12 protein-coding genes are annotated in these 14320 nt (G+C 46.0%); 9 read left to right on the top strand and 3 right to left on the bottom strand.

Annotated features, from left to right (window positions below):
* The first annotated feature begins 1 nt into the window (after position 1).
* The 6 genes from STRDD12_RS03495 to alaS all read left to right on the top strand — a co-directional run bounded on the left by STRDD12_RS03495 (position 2) and on the right by alaS (position 7722).
* Positions 2 to 1399, top strand: a complete 1398-nt coding sequence (locus STRDD12_RS03495; RefSeq protein ID WP_066915188.1) for a C69 family dipeptidase — start codon at positions 2 to 4, stop codon at positions 1397 to 1399.
* Positions 1400 to 1507: 108 nt separating this feature from the next.
* Positions 1508 to 2200, top strand: coding sequence for a phosphoglycerate mutase (locus tag STRDD12_RS03490; protein WP_066915186.1), 693 nt, complete (start codon positions 1508 to 1510; stop codon positions 2198 to 2200).
* Between the two features lie 185 nt (positions 2201 to 2385).
* Positions 2386 to 3093, top strand: coding sequence for an O-methyltransferase (locus STRDD12_RS03485; RefSeq protein ID WP_066915184.1), 708 nt, complete (start codon positions 2386 to 2388; stop codon positions 3091 to 3093).
* Positions 3094 to 3146: 53 nt separating this feature from the next.
* Positions 3147 to 4349, top strand: coding sequence for a peptidyl-prolyl cis-trans isomerase (locus tag STRDD12_RS03480; protein WP_082753052.1), 1203 nt, complete (start codon positions 3147 to 3149; stop codon positions 4347 to 4349).
* A 232-nt stretch (positions 4350 to 4581) separates the two neighbouring features.
* On the top strand, positions 4582 to 5067 hold the full coding sequence (locus STRDD12_RS03475; protein ID WP_066915182.1) for an LURP-one-related family protein: 486 nt from the start codon (positions 4582 to 4584) through the stop codon (positions 5065 to 5067).
* Positions 5068 to 5100: 33 nt separating this feature from the next.
* Positions 5101 to 7722, top strand: coding sequence for an alanine--tRNA ligase (gene alaS, locus STRDD12_RS03470; RefSeq protein WP_066915180.1), 2622 nt, complete (start codon positions 5101 to 5103; stop codon positions 7720 to 7722).
* Between the two features lie 45 nt (positions 7723 to 7767).
* On the opposite strand, the gene STRDD12_RS03465 is transcribed toward alaS, so the two are convergent.
* Genes STRDD12_RS03465 through STRDD12_RS03455 form a run of 3 tightly spaced genes read right to left on the bottom strand, consistent with a single transcriptional unit; the run spans position 7768 to position 9627 of the window.
* On the bottom strand, positions 7768 to 8550 hold the full coding sequence (locus tag STRDD12_RS03465) for a hypothetical protein (RefSeq protein ID WP_066915178.1): 783 nt from the start codon (positions 8548 to 8550) through the stop codon (positions 7768 to 7770).
* 14 nt (positions 8551 to 8564) lie between these two features.
* Positions 8565 to 9260: an ABC transporter ATP-binding protein gene (locus STRDD12_RS03460; RefSeq protein ID WP_066915176.1), complete on the bottom strand. Its 696-nt coding sequence runs from the start codon at positions 9258 to 9260 to the stop codon at positions 8565 to 8567.
* Positions 9241 to 9627 (bottom strand): GntR family transcriptional regulator, encoded by a 387-nt coding sequence (locus STRDD12_RS03455; protein WP_066915175.1) that lies wholly within the window; start codon positions 9625 to 9627, stop codon positions 9241 to 9243. The genes STRDD12_RS03460 and STRDD12_RS03455 overlap by 20 nt, the downstream gene beginning before the upstream one ends.
* Before the next feature lie 465 nt (positions 9628 to 10092).
* Between STRDD12_RS03455 and STRDD12_RS03450 the strand changes: the two genes are divergently transcribed.
* From STRDD12_RS03450 to STRDD12_RS03440, 3 genes are all read left to right on the top strand, one after another.
* Positions 10093 to 11460, top strand: coding sequence for an MFS transporter (locus STRDD12_RS03450; protein WP_066916210.1), 1368 nt, complete (start codon positions 10093 to 10095; stop codon positions 11458 to 11460).
* 183 nt (positions 11461 to 11643) lie between these two features.
* On the top strand, positions 11644 to 12579 hold the full coding sequence (gene msrB, locus STRDD12_RS03445) for a peptide-methionine (R)-S-oxide reductase MsrB (RefSeq protein ID WP_066915173.1): 936 nt from the start codon (positions 11644 to 11646) through the stop codon (positions 12577 to 12579).
* 174 nt (positions 12580 to 12753) lie between these two features.
* Positions 12754 to 14298, top strand: coding sequence for a peptide chain release factor 3 (locus STRDD12_RS03440; protein ID WP_066915171.1), 1545 nt, complete (start codon positions 12754 to 12756; stop codon positions 14296 to 14298).
* Positions 14299 to 14320 lie beyond the last annotated feature (22 nt).

Genomic DNA, 14320 nt, shown 5'->3' with positions numbered 1-14320 from the left:
TATGGCTTGTACAACTATTCTTGTCGGAAAAAACGCTTCTTTTGATGGCTCTACCTTGGTCGCACGGACGGAAGATTCGCCAAGCGGTCAATATACGCCGAAAGCCTTTGTGGTCGTGCAACCAGAAGACCAACCACGGCATTATAAATCTGTCTTGTCTGACTTTGAGATTGATTTACCTGACAATCCCATCCGCTATACGGCAGTACCTGATGCGGGAAACCCTGGGCCAGAAGGTTTTTGGGCTGCTTCAGGGATTAATGAAAAAAATGTGGCCATGTCTGCCACTGAAACCATTACCACCAATAGCCGTGTCCTAGGTGCAGACCCACTAGTGAAAGCTGGTATCGGTGAAGAAGATATGGTGACCTTAGTTTTGCCATACATCTCTAGTGCCCGTGAAGGGGTCCTTCGTTTGGGGCAAATCCTAGAAGAATATGGAACCTACGAATCCAATGGGATTGCTTTTTCAGATACTGAGGAAATCTGGTGGTTGGAAACCATTGGTGGCCATCATTGGATTGCCCGTCGTGTACCAGATGACGTTTATGTCACCAACCCCAATCAACTGGGCTTAGACCATTTTGAATTTGACAACCCTGATCACTATCTCTATTCAAGCGATCTGCGGGATTGGATTCGCCAACACCACCTGGATTTGAATGCGTCTAATGAACATTTCAACCCACGCTATGCTTTTGGGTCTCAAAAGGACAAGGACAAACACTATAACACCCCTCGGGCTTGGTTTATCCAAAAATTCCTCAATCCGGAAGTGCAACAAGATCCAGAATCCTTTGCACTACCATGGTGCCGTAAACCTTATCGCAAGGTGACAATCGATGACATTCGCTACCTGCTGACAGGCTATTACCAAGACACGCCATATGACCCTTATACTCGCGAAAATACCAAGATTTCGGGTTACCGGCCTATCGGGGTTAACCGGACCAACCAAACCCATATCCTGCAAGTACGTCCAAACAAACCACATGATACGACAGGTATCCAATGGCTGAGCTATGGTTCTATGCCTTACACGACTATGGTGCCATTCTTTACCCAAGTCAATGATACCCCTGCCTATCTGCGCGACACGCCAAAAACCCCATCTACGGATAGCTATTATTGGACTAGCCGTATCATCGCTGCTTTGGCTGACCGTAACCATCATGAAATGATGTCTTTGGTGGATGATTATGCAGAAGACACCATTGCTAAAGGTTATGCAGTTATCAATGCTGTAGACAAGGCACAAGCAGAAGGTACCTACTATAACCTGGAAAACAGCAACCAGGAAGTTTCCGATTATCTCCAAAAACAAACCGAAGATTTGTTGGATAAAGTTCTATACGATGCCAGCAACCATATGACCAATGCCTTTTCAATGAGTGACTAAGCCTAAGAAATTTCCCTTTTTGGGGAAAGGACTAGCTTTTTAAACAAGTTTTTTGTACAATAAAAGAGTTAACATGGCTTCGGCCAAAAATAAAGGAGACACATTCTAATGGTAAAATTGGTTTTTGCTCGCCACGGTGAGTCTGAATGGAACAAAGCCAACCTCTTTACAGGTTGGGCAGATGTAGATCTTTCTGATAAAGGAACACAACAAGCAATCGACGCTGGTAAACTCATCAAAGAAGCTGGGATTGAATTTGACCAAGCTTACACTTCAGTATTGAAACGTGCCATCAAGACGACTAACTTGGCTCTTGAAGCATCTGACCAACTTTGGGTACCTGTTGAAAAATCATGGCGCTTGAATGAACGTCACTACGGTGGTTTGACTGGTAAAAACAAAGCAGAAGCTGCTGAAGAGTTTGGTGACGAACAAGTGCATATCTGGCGCCGTTCATACGACGTTTTGCCACCAGCTATGGCTAAAGACGACGAATACTCAGCACACACTGACCGTCGTTACGCATCTTTGGACGACTCTGTTATTCCAGATGCTGAAAACCTTAAGGTTACTTTGGAACGTGCCCTTCCTTTCTGGGAAGACAAAATTGCGCCAGCCTTGAAAGATGGTAAAAACGTCTTCGTTGGTGCGCATGGTAACTCTATCCGTGCCCTTGTTAAACACATCAAAGGCTTGTCAGACGACGAAATCATGGATGTTGAAATCCCTAACTTCCCACCATTGGTCTTCGAATTTGACGACAAATTGAACGTGGTAAAAGAATACTACCTTGGAAAATAATCCAGAAAATAAGCAGTCAGGCTGAGCCTGGCTGTTTTCTTTTTCTCCTCTTAGGCGAGAGATTGCTTTCCTTTTTCTGTCCAGGCAGCGTGGAAAAGCCCTCCTGAGAGGAGGTGCTTGTTTCACTTTAGGGTTCATCTGGTCTAAAACTTGCTAGAATTTCCAAATACGCTATAATAGAAAACATGGTTGAAACATATAGTGCCAAGGCAAATCGCAACATGCGTCGGCCGGTGGTAAAAGAAGAAGTGGTTGCTTTTATGCGGCAACACCAAAAGGCAGAATCGGGCTTTTTAGCAGACTTAGAAGACTTTGCGCAGAGAGAAAACATTCCCATCATCCCCAAGGAGACAGCAGCTTATTTTAGGCTCCTGCTTAAACTTGTGGCCCCTTCGAACATTTTAGAAGTGGGGACAGCGATTGGCTATTCGGCGCTTTTATTGGCGACCTATGCCCCACAGGCGCAAATTACGACGATTGATCGCAATCCAGAGATGCTGGCTTTGGCTCAGGCCAATTTTGACCGTTACGATAGCCGCCGGCAAATTAAGCTATTATCTGGAGATGCTCAGGAACTTTTGTCAGAGATAGAGGGTTCTTACGACTTGGTCTTTATGGATTCGGCCAAGTCAAAATACATCGTCTTTTTGCCAGACATTTTGCGTCTGATGCCAGTTGGTGGTGTGGTCTTGATTGACGATGTCTTTCAAGGAGGAGACGTGGCAAAACCGTTTGAAGCAATTGCACGCGGTCAGCGCGCCATATATCGTGGGCTCAAGCGTCTCTTCGACGCCACCTTAGACCATCCTGGTCTGACAGCAAGTCTGTTGCCACTGGGAGACGGTCTGCTCATGATTCGCAAAGACCAAGAAACGATTGATTTGGCGAATTAAGCTAATTTTAAAAACTTATGGTATACTAAAACAGTTAAAATAAAGGAGTCACCATGTCAAAAAAAGAAACTAAAAAGGATGCAAAGCAACAATCAGCTGAGCAAGAAACAAAAGAAGAAGTAGTTGCCAAAGAAAGCCAATCATCTGAAAAAGAGACCAAAAAAGATGATAAAAAGCGGAGCTACAAAAAGAAGGCTGTCTCTAAAAAGAAAGAGAAAAAACCTTTGACTGAGGAAGAAAAAACCTTCAACAAGCGCGTAGCGCGTGGCTTTGCGATTGCAATTATCTCCGCAGCTGTGGGAGCTGGAGTGACCTATGGCGTGCAACATTCGGGTGCCAATAACGATACTGTTTTAGTGTCCATGAAAGGCTCTACGGTTTCTGTAGGTGACCTTTATGCAGCAACTAAAACCAACTCTGCCAATACCTCAGTTTTGCAAAACATCGTGCTTTACAATGTCCTGCAGGCTAAGTATGGCGACAAGGTATCTTCTAAGGATGTCAACACACGTTACCAATCCACATTGGAATCTCTGACAACCTACGCGTCCTACTATGGCACGACAGCTTCTGGCTATGTGGCGCAACAATATGGGGTTAGCTTGGATGCCTTTAAAAAATACTACATCCGCGAAAGTCTATTAGCGACCTATGCTTTGGAACAAGCTGCGAAAAAAGAAGCGACAGACGCGGCTATGAAAAAAGCCTATGAAACCTACATGCCTGATACAGAAGTGCAAGTGATTCAGTTGTCTGACTCAGACACAGCTAATTCTGTCTTGTCTGATGTCAAGGCAGATGGTGCGGATTTTGCTTCCATTGCCAAGGAAAAAACCGCTGCTACGGACAAGAAGTACAGCTATACTGTGAACTCTTCTTCGACAGACTTACCTAGTGATCTCTTGACGAAAATCAAGGACATGAATGCAGGGGATGTGTCTGATGTGATTAGTGTCACTAACAGCTCAACCTATGCGACTAACTACTACATCGTTAAAGTTGTGAGCCGGAAGGATAAAGACAGTAACTGGAAGACTTACAAAACACAGTTGACCAACATGATTGTCAATGAGAAGACCAATGACTCAGCTTTCCAAAAACAAGTGGTGGCCAATATCCTCAAAGAGTACAATGTAAAAGTGAAAGACAGCGACTTGTCTAACCTCCTGGCTAACTACACGGAAACCTCTAGCACAGCGTCTTCAAGTGCTTCCTCTTCTGCAGCTAGCAGTTCGTCAAGCGCAAGCTCTAACTAAGGCTTGACCATTAGTTAAGAAGCCTGTATAATAAAAACGATTGAGAAAAGTAAGATGATTAACCATCCAGAAAGGTGACGGTTGCTGGGAGTCACTTGGTAGCGTCTTACGGGCTACTCAGTTGGAAACTAAGATAAGAAATGAAGAATGACAAGGTCATTGAATGAAGGTGGTACCGCGGTTATGTCGCCCTTCTTTGTTCGATGCCTTGTCTTTTTTTGAGGGAGGGGACATGACAAAAACAGTGCATTTGCCTGAGGAATTTTCTCTAGGCCCCCGTCCGCTGGACATATGTGATGATGAAGACAGGTTGCTGTATCGCCTAGAAGCCGTAGATACTGTCGCTATTCGGGAATGGGAACTTAAGGATAGCAACCAGCAAGTGGTTTGCCGTCTGCATCGTCGCTTGTCCTGGTTGGGCCCTTGGTTTCGCTTAGACTTTGCCAAGGACAAATCACTTTTTGTGCGCTTGAAACCAAGGCGAAACAGGGCTGTCTGGCGCTGTACGGGGCAACAAAATATGACCTTGACAGGCAACCTGTGGTCGATGAATTGGCGACTGGTCAAAGACCAAGAGGTTTTGGCAAAGGTTTGCTATCAGGTCAAACGCGCCAAACGTCATTACAGCATCACACTCTATGATGAGGGCGTGCAAGATATTGTCATCAGCCTTGTGACGGCTGTCGATTTTGTCAAAGGATTACTCAAAGAATACTAAGCCGTCTAGGCTTACCCAAATAAAGGAGAACAGATGAAACAATTAACCAGTGCTCAGATTCGTCAAATGTGGCTAGACTTTTGGGCTTCTAAAGGCCATGCGGTGGAACCTTCGCAAAGTTTGGTGCCTGTCAACGACCCAACGCTTTTGTGGATTAACTCAGGTGTCGCAACGCTCAAGAAATACTTTGATGGGTCTGTGGTCCCTGAAAATCCTAGGATTACCAATGCACAAAAGGCCATTCGGACCAATGATATTGAAAATGTGGGGAAAACTGCTCGTCACCACACCATGTTTGAAATGTTGGGGAACTTCTCCATTGGTGATTATTTCCGTGACGAAGCCATTGCTTGGGCTTTTGAACTCTTGACCAGTCCAGAGTGGTTTGATTTTCCCAAAGATAAGCTCTATATGACCTATTACCCAGATGACAAAGATTCATACAACTGCTGGATTAAAGCAGGGGTAGAACCTAGTCATTTGGTACCGATTGAAGATAATTTCTGGGAAATTGGGGCTGGCCCTTCTGGACCAGATACTGAAATCTTCTTTGACCGAGGCGAAGCCTTTGACCCAGACCATATCGGTCTGCGCCTTTTGGCAGAAGATATCGAAAATGACCGCTATATCGAAATCTGGAATATCGTCTTGTCGCAATTTAATGCTGACCCAGCGGTACCGCGTAGCGAATACAAGGAATTGCCTCATAAAAACATTGATACCGGAGCAGGTCTGGAACGTCTTGTAGCTGTTATCCAAGGGGCTAAGACCAACTTTGAAACCGACCTCTTTATGCCAATCATCCGTCAGGTTGAACAATTGTCTGGAAAAACCTATGACCCAGACGGGGATAATATGAGTTTCAAGGTTATTGCTGACCATATTCGTTCCTTGTCCTTTGCCATTGGAGATGGTGCACTGCCTGGTAATGAAGGACGTGGTTATGTCCTGCGTCGTTTGTTGCGTCGCGCAGTTATGCATGGCCGTCGTCTGGGGATTAATGAACCTTTCCTTTACAAATTGGTGCCAACGGTTGGTCAAATCATGGACAGCTACTACCCAGAAGTCAGCGAGAAGAAGGACTTCATCGAAAAAATTGTGAAACGTGAAGAAGAAACCTTTGCCCGTACCATCGATGCTGGTTCAACCATGTTGGACCACTTGTTAGCTGAACTTAAGGCGCAAGGCAAGGATACCTTGGAAGGTAAGGCCATCTTCAAACTGTACGATACTTATGGTTTCCCAGTGGAATTAACCGAAGAATTGGCTGAAGATGAAGGCTTTAAAATTGACCACAAGGGCTTTGAGCAAGCCATGAAAGCGCAACAAGAGCGGGCGCGTGCCAGCGTGGTCAAAGGGGGGTCCATGGGCATGCAAAATGAAACCCTGTCTGCTATCACCGAACCGTCTGAATTCCTCTATGAGGTCGAAGAAGCGGACAGCCGCTTGGCAGTCATCATCGCAGACAATGCCCGTGTAGACGCTGTATCAGAAGGGGAAGTCCTCTTGGTCTTTGACCAAACGCCATTTTATGCGGAGATGGGTGGTCAGGTTGCTGACCAAGGAACGATTACGGATAATGCCGGTAATGTTCTCGGCCGTGTACGAGATGTGCAAAAAGCTCCTAATGGTCAAGCCCTGCACACGGTAGCTGTTGAGGGACTGCTCAGCGCTGGGGAAACCTATCATCTGGAAATTGACCATAGCCGTCGTCATCGAGTGATGAAAAACCACACAGCAACTCACTTGCTCCATGCGGCCTTGCACAATGTCTTAGGGAATCATGCCACACAAGCGGGTTCTCTTAACGAACAAGAATTTTTACGTTTTGACTTTACCCATTTTGAGGCGGTGTCCAAGGATGAGTTGCGCCGTATCGAGGAAGAAGTCAACCAAAAAATTTGGGAAGCTATCCCCGTTGTGACAGTAGAAACAGACATCGACTCTGCCAAGGAAATGGGGGCTATGGCTCTCTTTGGTGAGAAGTATGGTAAAAATGTGCGCGTGGTGACCATCGGAGATTACTCTATCGAACTTTGTGGGGGAACTCATGTCGGCAATACCGCTGAAATTGGTCTCTTTAAGATTGTCAAGGAAGAAGGGATTGGTTCTGGAACCCGTCGTATCCTGGCGGTAACCAGCAAGGAAGCCTTTGAGGCTTATCGTGAAACAGAGGATGCCCTGCGCGATATTGCAGCCACTCTCAAGGCCCCTCAAATCAAGGAAGTTCCAAACAAGGTAGCCAGTCTGCAAGACCAGCTCCAAGCCCTACAAAAAGAAAATGCCGAACTCAAGGCCAAGGCAGCGCAAGCGCAAGCAGGCGATCTCTTTAAGGACGTTCAGGAAGCCAATGGGCATCGTTACATTGCAAAACAAGTGCAGGTAGCTGACGCTGGAGCGCTTCGTACCTTAGCAGATACTTGGAAACAAAAGGATTATTCTGATGTTCTGGTCTTGGTCGCTGCTATTGGTGACAAGGTGAACCTTCTGGTGGCCAGCCGTGACAAGGCTATCCCAGCTGGACAGCTGGTCAAGTCCCTAGCACCAATTGTAGACGGACGTGGGGGCGGAAAACCAGACATGGCCATGGCTGGTGGTAGCAATCAAGCTAAAATCCCAGACCTTCTCGCAGCCGTAGGAAAGGCATTAGCATAAAACAAAACAAGAAAATACCATTGGAAAGCCCAATGGTATTTTTGCTTAATCGAGGTTGACCTTGTTGATGAGGAGATAGCGGATGCTGTAAAAGTAAACAAGCGAGAGGACGAGGTTTTCAAGGCCCATGGCAAGGTCAGCGTTGATACCGGACCAAGGGAGGTGCGTATTGATAAAGCCAATCAGTAAGGCTAGAACAAGGTAGAAGAGAAAGGCGATGACGTTTCTCGACCGGTCAAAGAGTTGGCCAAAACTAATAGCTAAGTAGATAAGTAGAGTCCCGCTGATTGAAGCGATAATAAAGGAGAGTAAAAAGCCGGTGAGTTCTAGCCAGTAAGACCAGCCAATCAGGTAGTGAGCCAAGTTTGGCACATCGGTAAATTGCCCTAGGAGAATTCCACCTATGATAATAAAGGACAAAAGCGTTGTAAAACCACTCGCCAGTTGCCAAAAGATAGCGCCAGCTACCTTGGAGACAAGCAGTTGGGAATGGCTGACAGGCAGGGTCAAGGTCAGGTAGCCTTCACGGCCATAAATGCTATCTTTGAACCGCCGGATAATCAAAAAGAGGGTAGCCAGAGCCAGGCTAATAAAGAGCCCTAGAAAGACCAAGAATATAACCGTGAAAATAATGGCTTCAAAGAGAGCGGGTTGGTAGTAGAAATCCGACTCAAATTGAGCTGAATGGATGGAGTGAATACCAGCACGGACTAGAAAAGACCGAAGCCAGACCCCCACGATGGCTGAGAGAAGTAAGATGGCGCCGTACAAGCCTAAGTACCAGCGACTGACAGATGTGATTTCGTGTTTGATAAGTTTTCCTAACATGGGAAGGCTCCTTTCTAGGCTTTAAAGTCTTGGCGGAAGAGTTGGTCGATGGACAGACCAGAAGCGGTACGCAAATCGTCAACATCGCCCTGACGAACAATTTTGCCTTGGTCGATAAAGATGACTTGGTCTAAGATTGGCTCAATATCAGCAATCAAGTGAGTGGCGATAAGCACAGTGGCTGTTGGTGAGTAGTTACTGATAATGGTTTGGAGGATATAATCCCGTGCAGCTGGGTCGACACCTCCAATAGGTTCATCTAAGATGTACAACTGAGCCTTACGGCTCATGACCAAGATGAGTTGCACCTTTTCTTTGTTCCCCTTAGAAAGCTTACGCAAGGGAAGGCTAGTATCAATAGCTAGGTCTGCCATCAAGCTTAGCGCGCGTGATCGATCAAAGTCAGCATAGAAATCAGCGAAATAGTTGATAGTGGCTTGGACAGTCATGTTTTCACTGAAATAAGTCGTATCTGGCAGGTAGGAAACAAGGGCCTTGGTCGCAGCAGAAGGCTTTTGCCCTTTGATGAGGATTTGGCCTTCATCCGTTTGTAAGAGACCATTGATAAGCTTAATCAATGTCGTTTTACCAGACCCGTTTGGTCCTAAAAGACCAACAATATGTCCAGCAGAGAGGTCAAAGCTCAGATTGTCCAGAGCGGTTTTTTTGCCGTAGCGCTTGGTCACTTGTTCAAATGTCAGTAGTGTCATGATGGGCCTCCTTAATATAGCGAGAGAGTAATTGGGGAAGTTCTTGCTCCTTGTGACCGAGTTGTGTCATTCGGTCGACAAAGGATTGTAAGATTGTTTGCGATAGTTCCTGACGGAGCAGGTCAATCAACTCCTGGTCCTCTGTTACAAAACGGCCACTCGTGCGCCGGCTATAGACCAGTTTTTGATTTTCCAACTCGCTTAGGGCGCGTTGAATTGTATTGGGATTGACGCCAGCTGTCTGAGCCAAGTCTCTTACAGAGGGGAGTTTATCCCCTGCAGCTAGTTCCTGGGCAACTATCTCAAGTTTAAGCCGTTCGACAATCTGCAGGTAAATCGGCTTATTGGTATCAAATGTCCATGTCATCGTTAGTTTCCTTTCTGTTTAAATGACTAAGGTGTTGTACCTTTGTACTAAGTGTATAATACAATAGTACAAATAAAAAAGCAAGTCTTTTTTAAGAAAAATTTTAAATTTTTTGAAGGTTAAGCTAGTCGCTCCTGTTTAGGAAGGACTATTTTAATTAGAAGGATTTGCCAAGACTTGTCGAGCTGATATGGAAAATAACTTGCTATTTCCAGAAAAATCATGCTACAATAACCTATGTAGAAAAAAGACCGTAAAAATGTGGCAGACAGGCCTTCTGTGTCTCTGCTACCACGGGTGTGATAGCTGATGCTCCCGTCCTTGCCCGACGCTACAGACGCTTTTTGGAGGCATATGCAGCTTGCGCCAGTGTTGTGGGGTGAAACCATCAATCGCCAGCTTGACGGCAGCGATTTTGGTTCACTCCTCTTTTTAGGCCTTTTCCCTAACATTTTGGAGGATGACATGAGTCATAAAGAAACCGCCAATCGGGCGGATTTATTGTCAATTTTTGCAGCGGCTTTGGTAGCCTTTGCGGGAATTCTCTCGGAAACCAGTATGAATGTAACCTTTTCACATTTGAGTCAGGTTTTTGGATTGGACTTAGGGGTCTTGCAGTGGATAACAACAGGTTACCTCTTGGCTGTAGCTGTTACCATCACCTTGGGAGCGACCTTGGCCCATAACTGGGGGGAACGTCGCATCTTATTTACTTCCTTAGCGATTTTCACTCTGGGAAATGGTGTTGCCATGCTGGCCCCCAACTTTAGTCTGTTGATGGTGGGGCGTGTCTTACAAGGTGGCGCGACAGGGATAGCGATTCCCTTGATGTTTAATCTGGTGGTTGAGCGCGTGCCCCGGCAACGTCTAGGTTTTTATATGGGGCTTTTAGGTATGGTGGTTAGTTTAGCACCGGCTTTGGGCCCAACATACGGTGGTGCTATGATTGCACGGTTTGACTGGCATATGATTTACACCTGTATCATGCCAGTTCCGATTATTTCTTTTATCATCGCCTATGTAAACCTAAAAGATAGCCCTCAAAAAGTGAAAAGACCTTTTGATGTTTGGTCTTTCTTGTTGCTAGCCGTAGCGCTCATTTCTTCCTTGGTGGCGGTATCTAGTCTTGAGGATGGCCATGGGGTCAATTGGCTCTATGTAGTGGTCTTTCTGGTGACCTTAGCCCTCTTTATCTGGCGAAGCCTGACTGTGGAGCATCCCTTTTTAGATATTCGCGTTCTGCGTTTGCCTGTGATTGTCTTGGGAATTTGGCCATTTCTGATTTTTCAATTTTCAAACTTGTCTGCGAACTTTTTGATTCCAAACTTTTTGGTGGCTCAAGGTGCCTCGACAACGAGTTCAGGCTTTTCACTCTTACCGGGTACCCTGATTGGGGCGCTTTTGGCGCCAAGTCTGGGAAAACTCTATGACAATAAGGGCCCTAAATTGAGCTTATATGGAGGCAATTTCCTCGCTTGTTTGGCCATGTTGGTTTTTGCCCTCTTTACGGATTGGCTCAACCTTGCGATTATCATTGGTTTTTATGTTGTCTTTACCTTCGGTCGCAATATGGCTTTTAGCAATACGCAGGCCTATTCAATCTCTTATGTGCCCCATGAAAAGACAGCCGATGTGACAGCGCTCTTTCAATTGGCACAGACCTTTGCAGGAGCAGTCGGGACAGCTGTAGCGGCCGTTTTGGTGAATGCCGCGCCTAATATCACCAGCGGTGGACAAAACGTTTTCTGGATGATTAGTATCCTATTAGCCATCAACTTTGTTTTCTACTGGGCCTTATTTAAGTTGGGTCCTCTGTCTCAAAAACAATCCTAATATAGAAAAGCATGTCAGCTTGGGGATAGGCCCAAGCTGACATTTTTTTGTTGACCTAGGGCTTGTCCTTGGTCTTGATTTTAGGGCAACCTACAGTTGCCCCTTTTTGACAGTCAGGGCTGACTTGCGCTAAAATAAGGACGATAGAAGCTAGCATTTGCTGGTCATTAAGGAGGGATTTCTATGGCTGAAATTTATTTGGCAGGGGGCTGTTTCTGGGGCTTACAAGCTTATTTTGAGCGCATTCCTGGTGTGGAAAAGACCAGTGTTGGCTATGCCAACGGTCAGGTGACGACGACGAATTATCAGCTGATCAAAGAAACCGATCATGCGGAAACGGTACAAGTTATCTATGATGCCAAACAGGTGAGTTTAAGAGAATTGCTCTTGTATTATTTTCGTGTGATTGATCCTCTTTCGGTTAATCGGCAGGGCAATGATCAGGGGCGGCAATACCGGACAGGGGTCTATTATACAGATGATGCAGACCGGCCAATAATTGCAGCGGTCTTTTCGGAGGAAGAAGCTCAGCTAGGGCGAAAACTAGCGGTTGAGTTGGAACCCTTGCGGCATTATGTCTTGGCTGAGGATTACCATCAGGATTACCTTAAAAAGAACCCATCTGGTTATTGTCATATTGATGTGACACAAGCAGACCAGCCCTTGATTGACCCAGCAGCTTACCCAAGGCCTAGTCAGGAAGAACTCAAGACTACCTTGTCTAAAGAAGCTTATCAAGTAACCCAAGAAGGGGCGACGGAAGCTCCTTTTCAAAATGCGTATGACCAAACCTTTGAAGAAGGTCTTTATGTCGATGTGACAACTGGTGAGCCCCTCTTTTTGGCCAAGGATAAGTTTGCATCAGCTTGTGGATGGCCTAGTTTTTCGCGACCAATTGCCAAAGAAGTGGTCCAGTACCTTGAAGACAAGAGTTATGGGATGGACCGCATCGAGGTCCGTTCTCGGTCAGGGCGAGCCCATCTAGGACATGTCTTTCCAGATGGACCAGATGACCGAGGGGGGCTGCGTTATTGCATCAACTCGGCTGCTTTAAAGTTTATCCCCAAAGATGAGATGGCCGAAAAAGGCTATGGGGACTTGCTCCAAGTCATGAACTGAGGGTGAAAAGAGGGGGCCTCTCTTTTTTAGGGGGTTACTATCCAGTCAGTTAGGAAAAAAGCGTTTTTTTACCTCTTGCCAAATGAATTTCTAACCATAAGCTAGATGAGCCCATGGACGGTGATGATTTTTTTCGGTATAATAATAAGGTTAATCAAAGAACTGGAGTAAGACATGACACTAGAAGACGCAATCAAGAAACGCCGGACCTTTGCCATCATTTCCCACCCGGACGCGGGGAAGACGACGATCACAGAGCAACTCCTTTATTTTGGAGGGGAAATCCGTGAGGCTGGTACGGTCAAAGGGAAAAAAACCGGGAACTTTGCCAAGTCAGACTGGATGGATATCGAAAAACAACGGGGGATTTCAGTAACTTCCTCAGTGATGCAGTTTGACTATGAGGGCAAACGGGTCAATATCTTGGACACCCCTGGGCACGAGGATTTTTCAGAGGACACTTACCGGACCCTCATGGCAGTAGACGCAGCGGTCATGGTTATCGACTCTGCCAAGGGGATTGAGGCGCAGACCAAAAAATTATTTGAGGTTGTCAAACACCGCCAAATTCCTGTCTTTACCTTTATCAACAAACTGGACCGAGATGGGCGCGAACCCTTGGATTTGCTAGAAGAACTAGAAGATATTTTGGGCATTGCTAGCTATCCTATGAACTGGCCTATCGGTATGGGCAAGTCTTTTGAAGGGCTCTATGATCTCTATAACCAGCGCTTAGAGCTTTACAAAGGCGATGAGCGTTTCGCCAGTTTTGAGGAAGGTGCTGACCTTTTTGCTAACAATCCTTTTTATGAGCAAGTGGTTGAGGATGTGGAGCTTTTGCAAGAAGCGGGTAACGCATTTTCCGAACAAGCTATCCTAGATGGTCAGCTGACACCCGTTTTCTTTGGCTCTGCCTTGACCAATTTTGGGGTGCAAACCTTTCTTGAAACCTTTTTAACCTTTGCGCCAGAACCACACGGGCATAAGAAAACCGATGGTGAGGAAGTTAGTCCGTTTGACAAGGATTTCTCAGGTTTTGTCTTTAAAATTCAAGCTAATATGGACCCCCGTCACCGCGATCGGATCGCTTTTGTCCGAATCGTGTCGGGTGAATTTGAGCGTGGCATGAGTGTCAATCTCCCTCGCACGGGTAAGGGCGCTAAACTTTCAAATGTGACTCAGTTTATGGCAGAGTCTCGCGAAAACGTTGAAAATGCCGTAGCTGGAGACATCATCGGGGTCTATGATACAGGGACTTACCAGGTCGGTGATACCCTGACGGTTGGAAAAAACAAGTTTGAATTTGAGCCACTCCCAACCTTTACTCCAGAGCTTTTCATGAAAGTTTCTGCTAAAAACGTGATGAAGCAAAAATCCTTCCATAAGGGGATTGAGCAACTGGTGCAAGAAGGGGCTATTCAGCTTTATACCAACTACCAGACGGGCGAATACATGCTAGGTGCTGTCGGTCAGCTTCAGTTTGAAGTCTTCAAACACCGCATGGAAAATGAATACAATGCCGAGGTGGTCATGACCCCTATGGGCAAGAAAACGGTCCGCTGGATTAACCCTGAGCAACTGGATCAAAAGATGTCCTCCAGCCGTAATATCTTGGCCAAGGATCGTTTCGATAACCCAGTCTTTCTCTTTGAAAATGATTTCGCCCTGCGCTGGTTTGCAGACAAGTACCCAGAAGTCACGTTAGAAGAAAAGATGTGATAAAGAGACAAAGCCCGTAAAA

The sequence above is a fragment of the Streptococcus sp. DD12 genome, assembly GCF_001578885.1.
Lineage (GTDB): Bacteria > Bacillota > Bacilli > Lactobacillales > Streptococcaceae > Streptococcus.
This window is presented reverse-complemented; position numbering and strand designations above follow the sequence as displayed.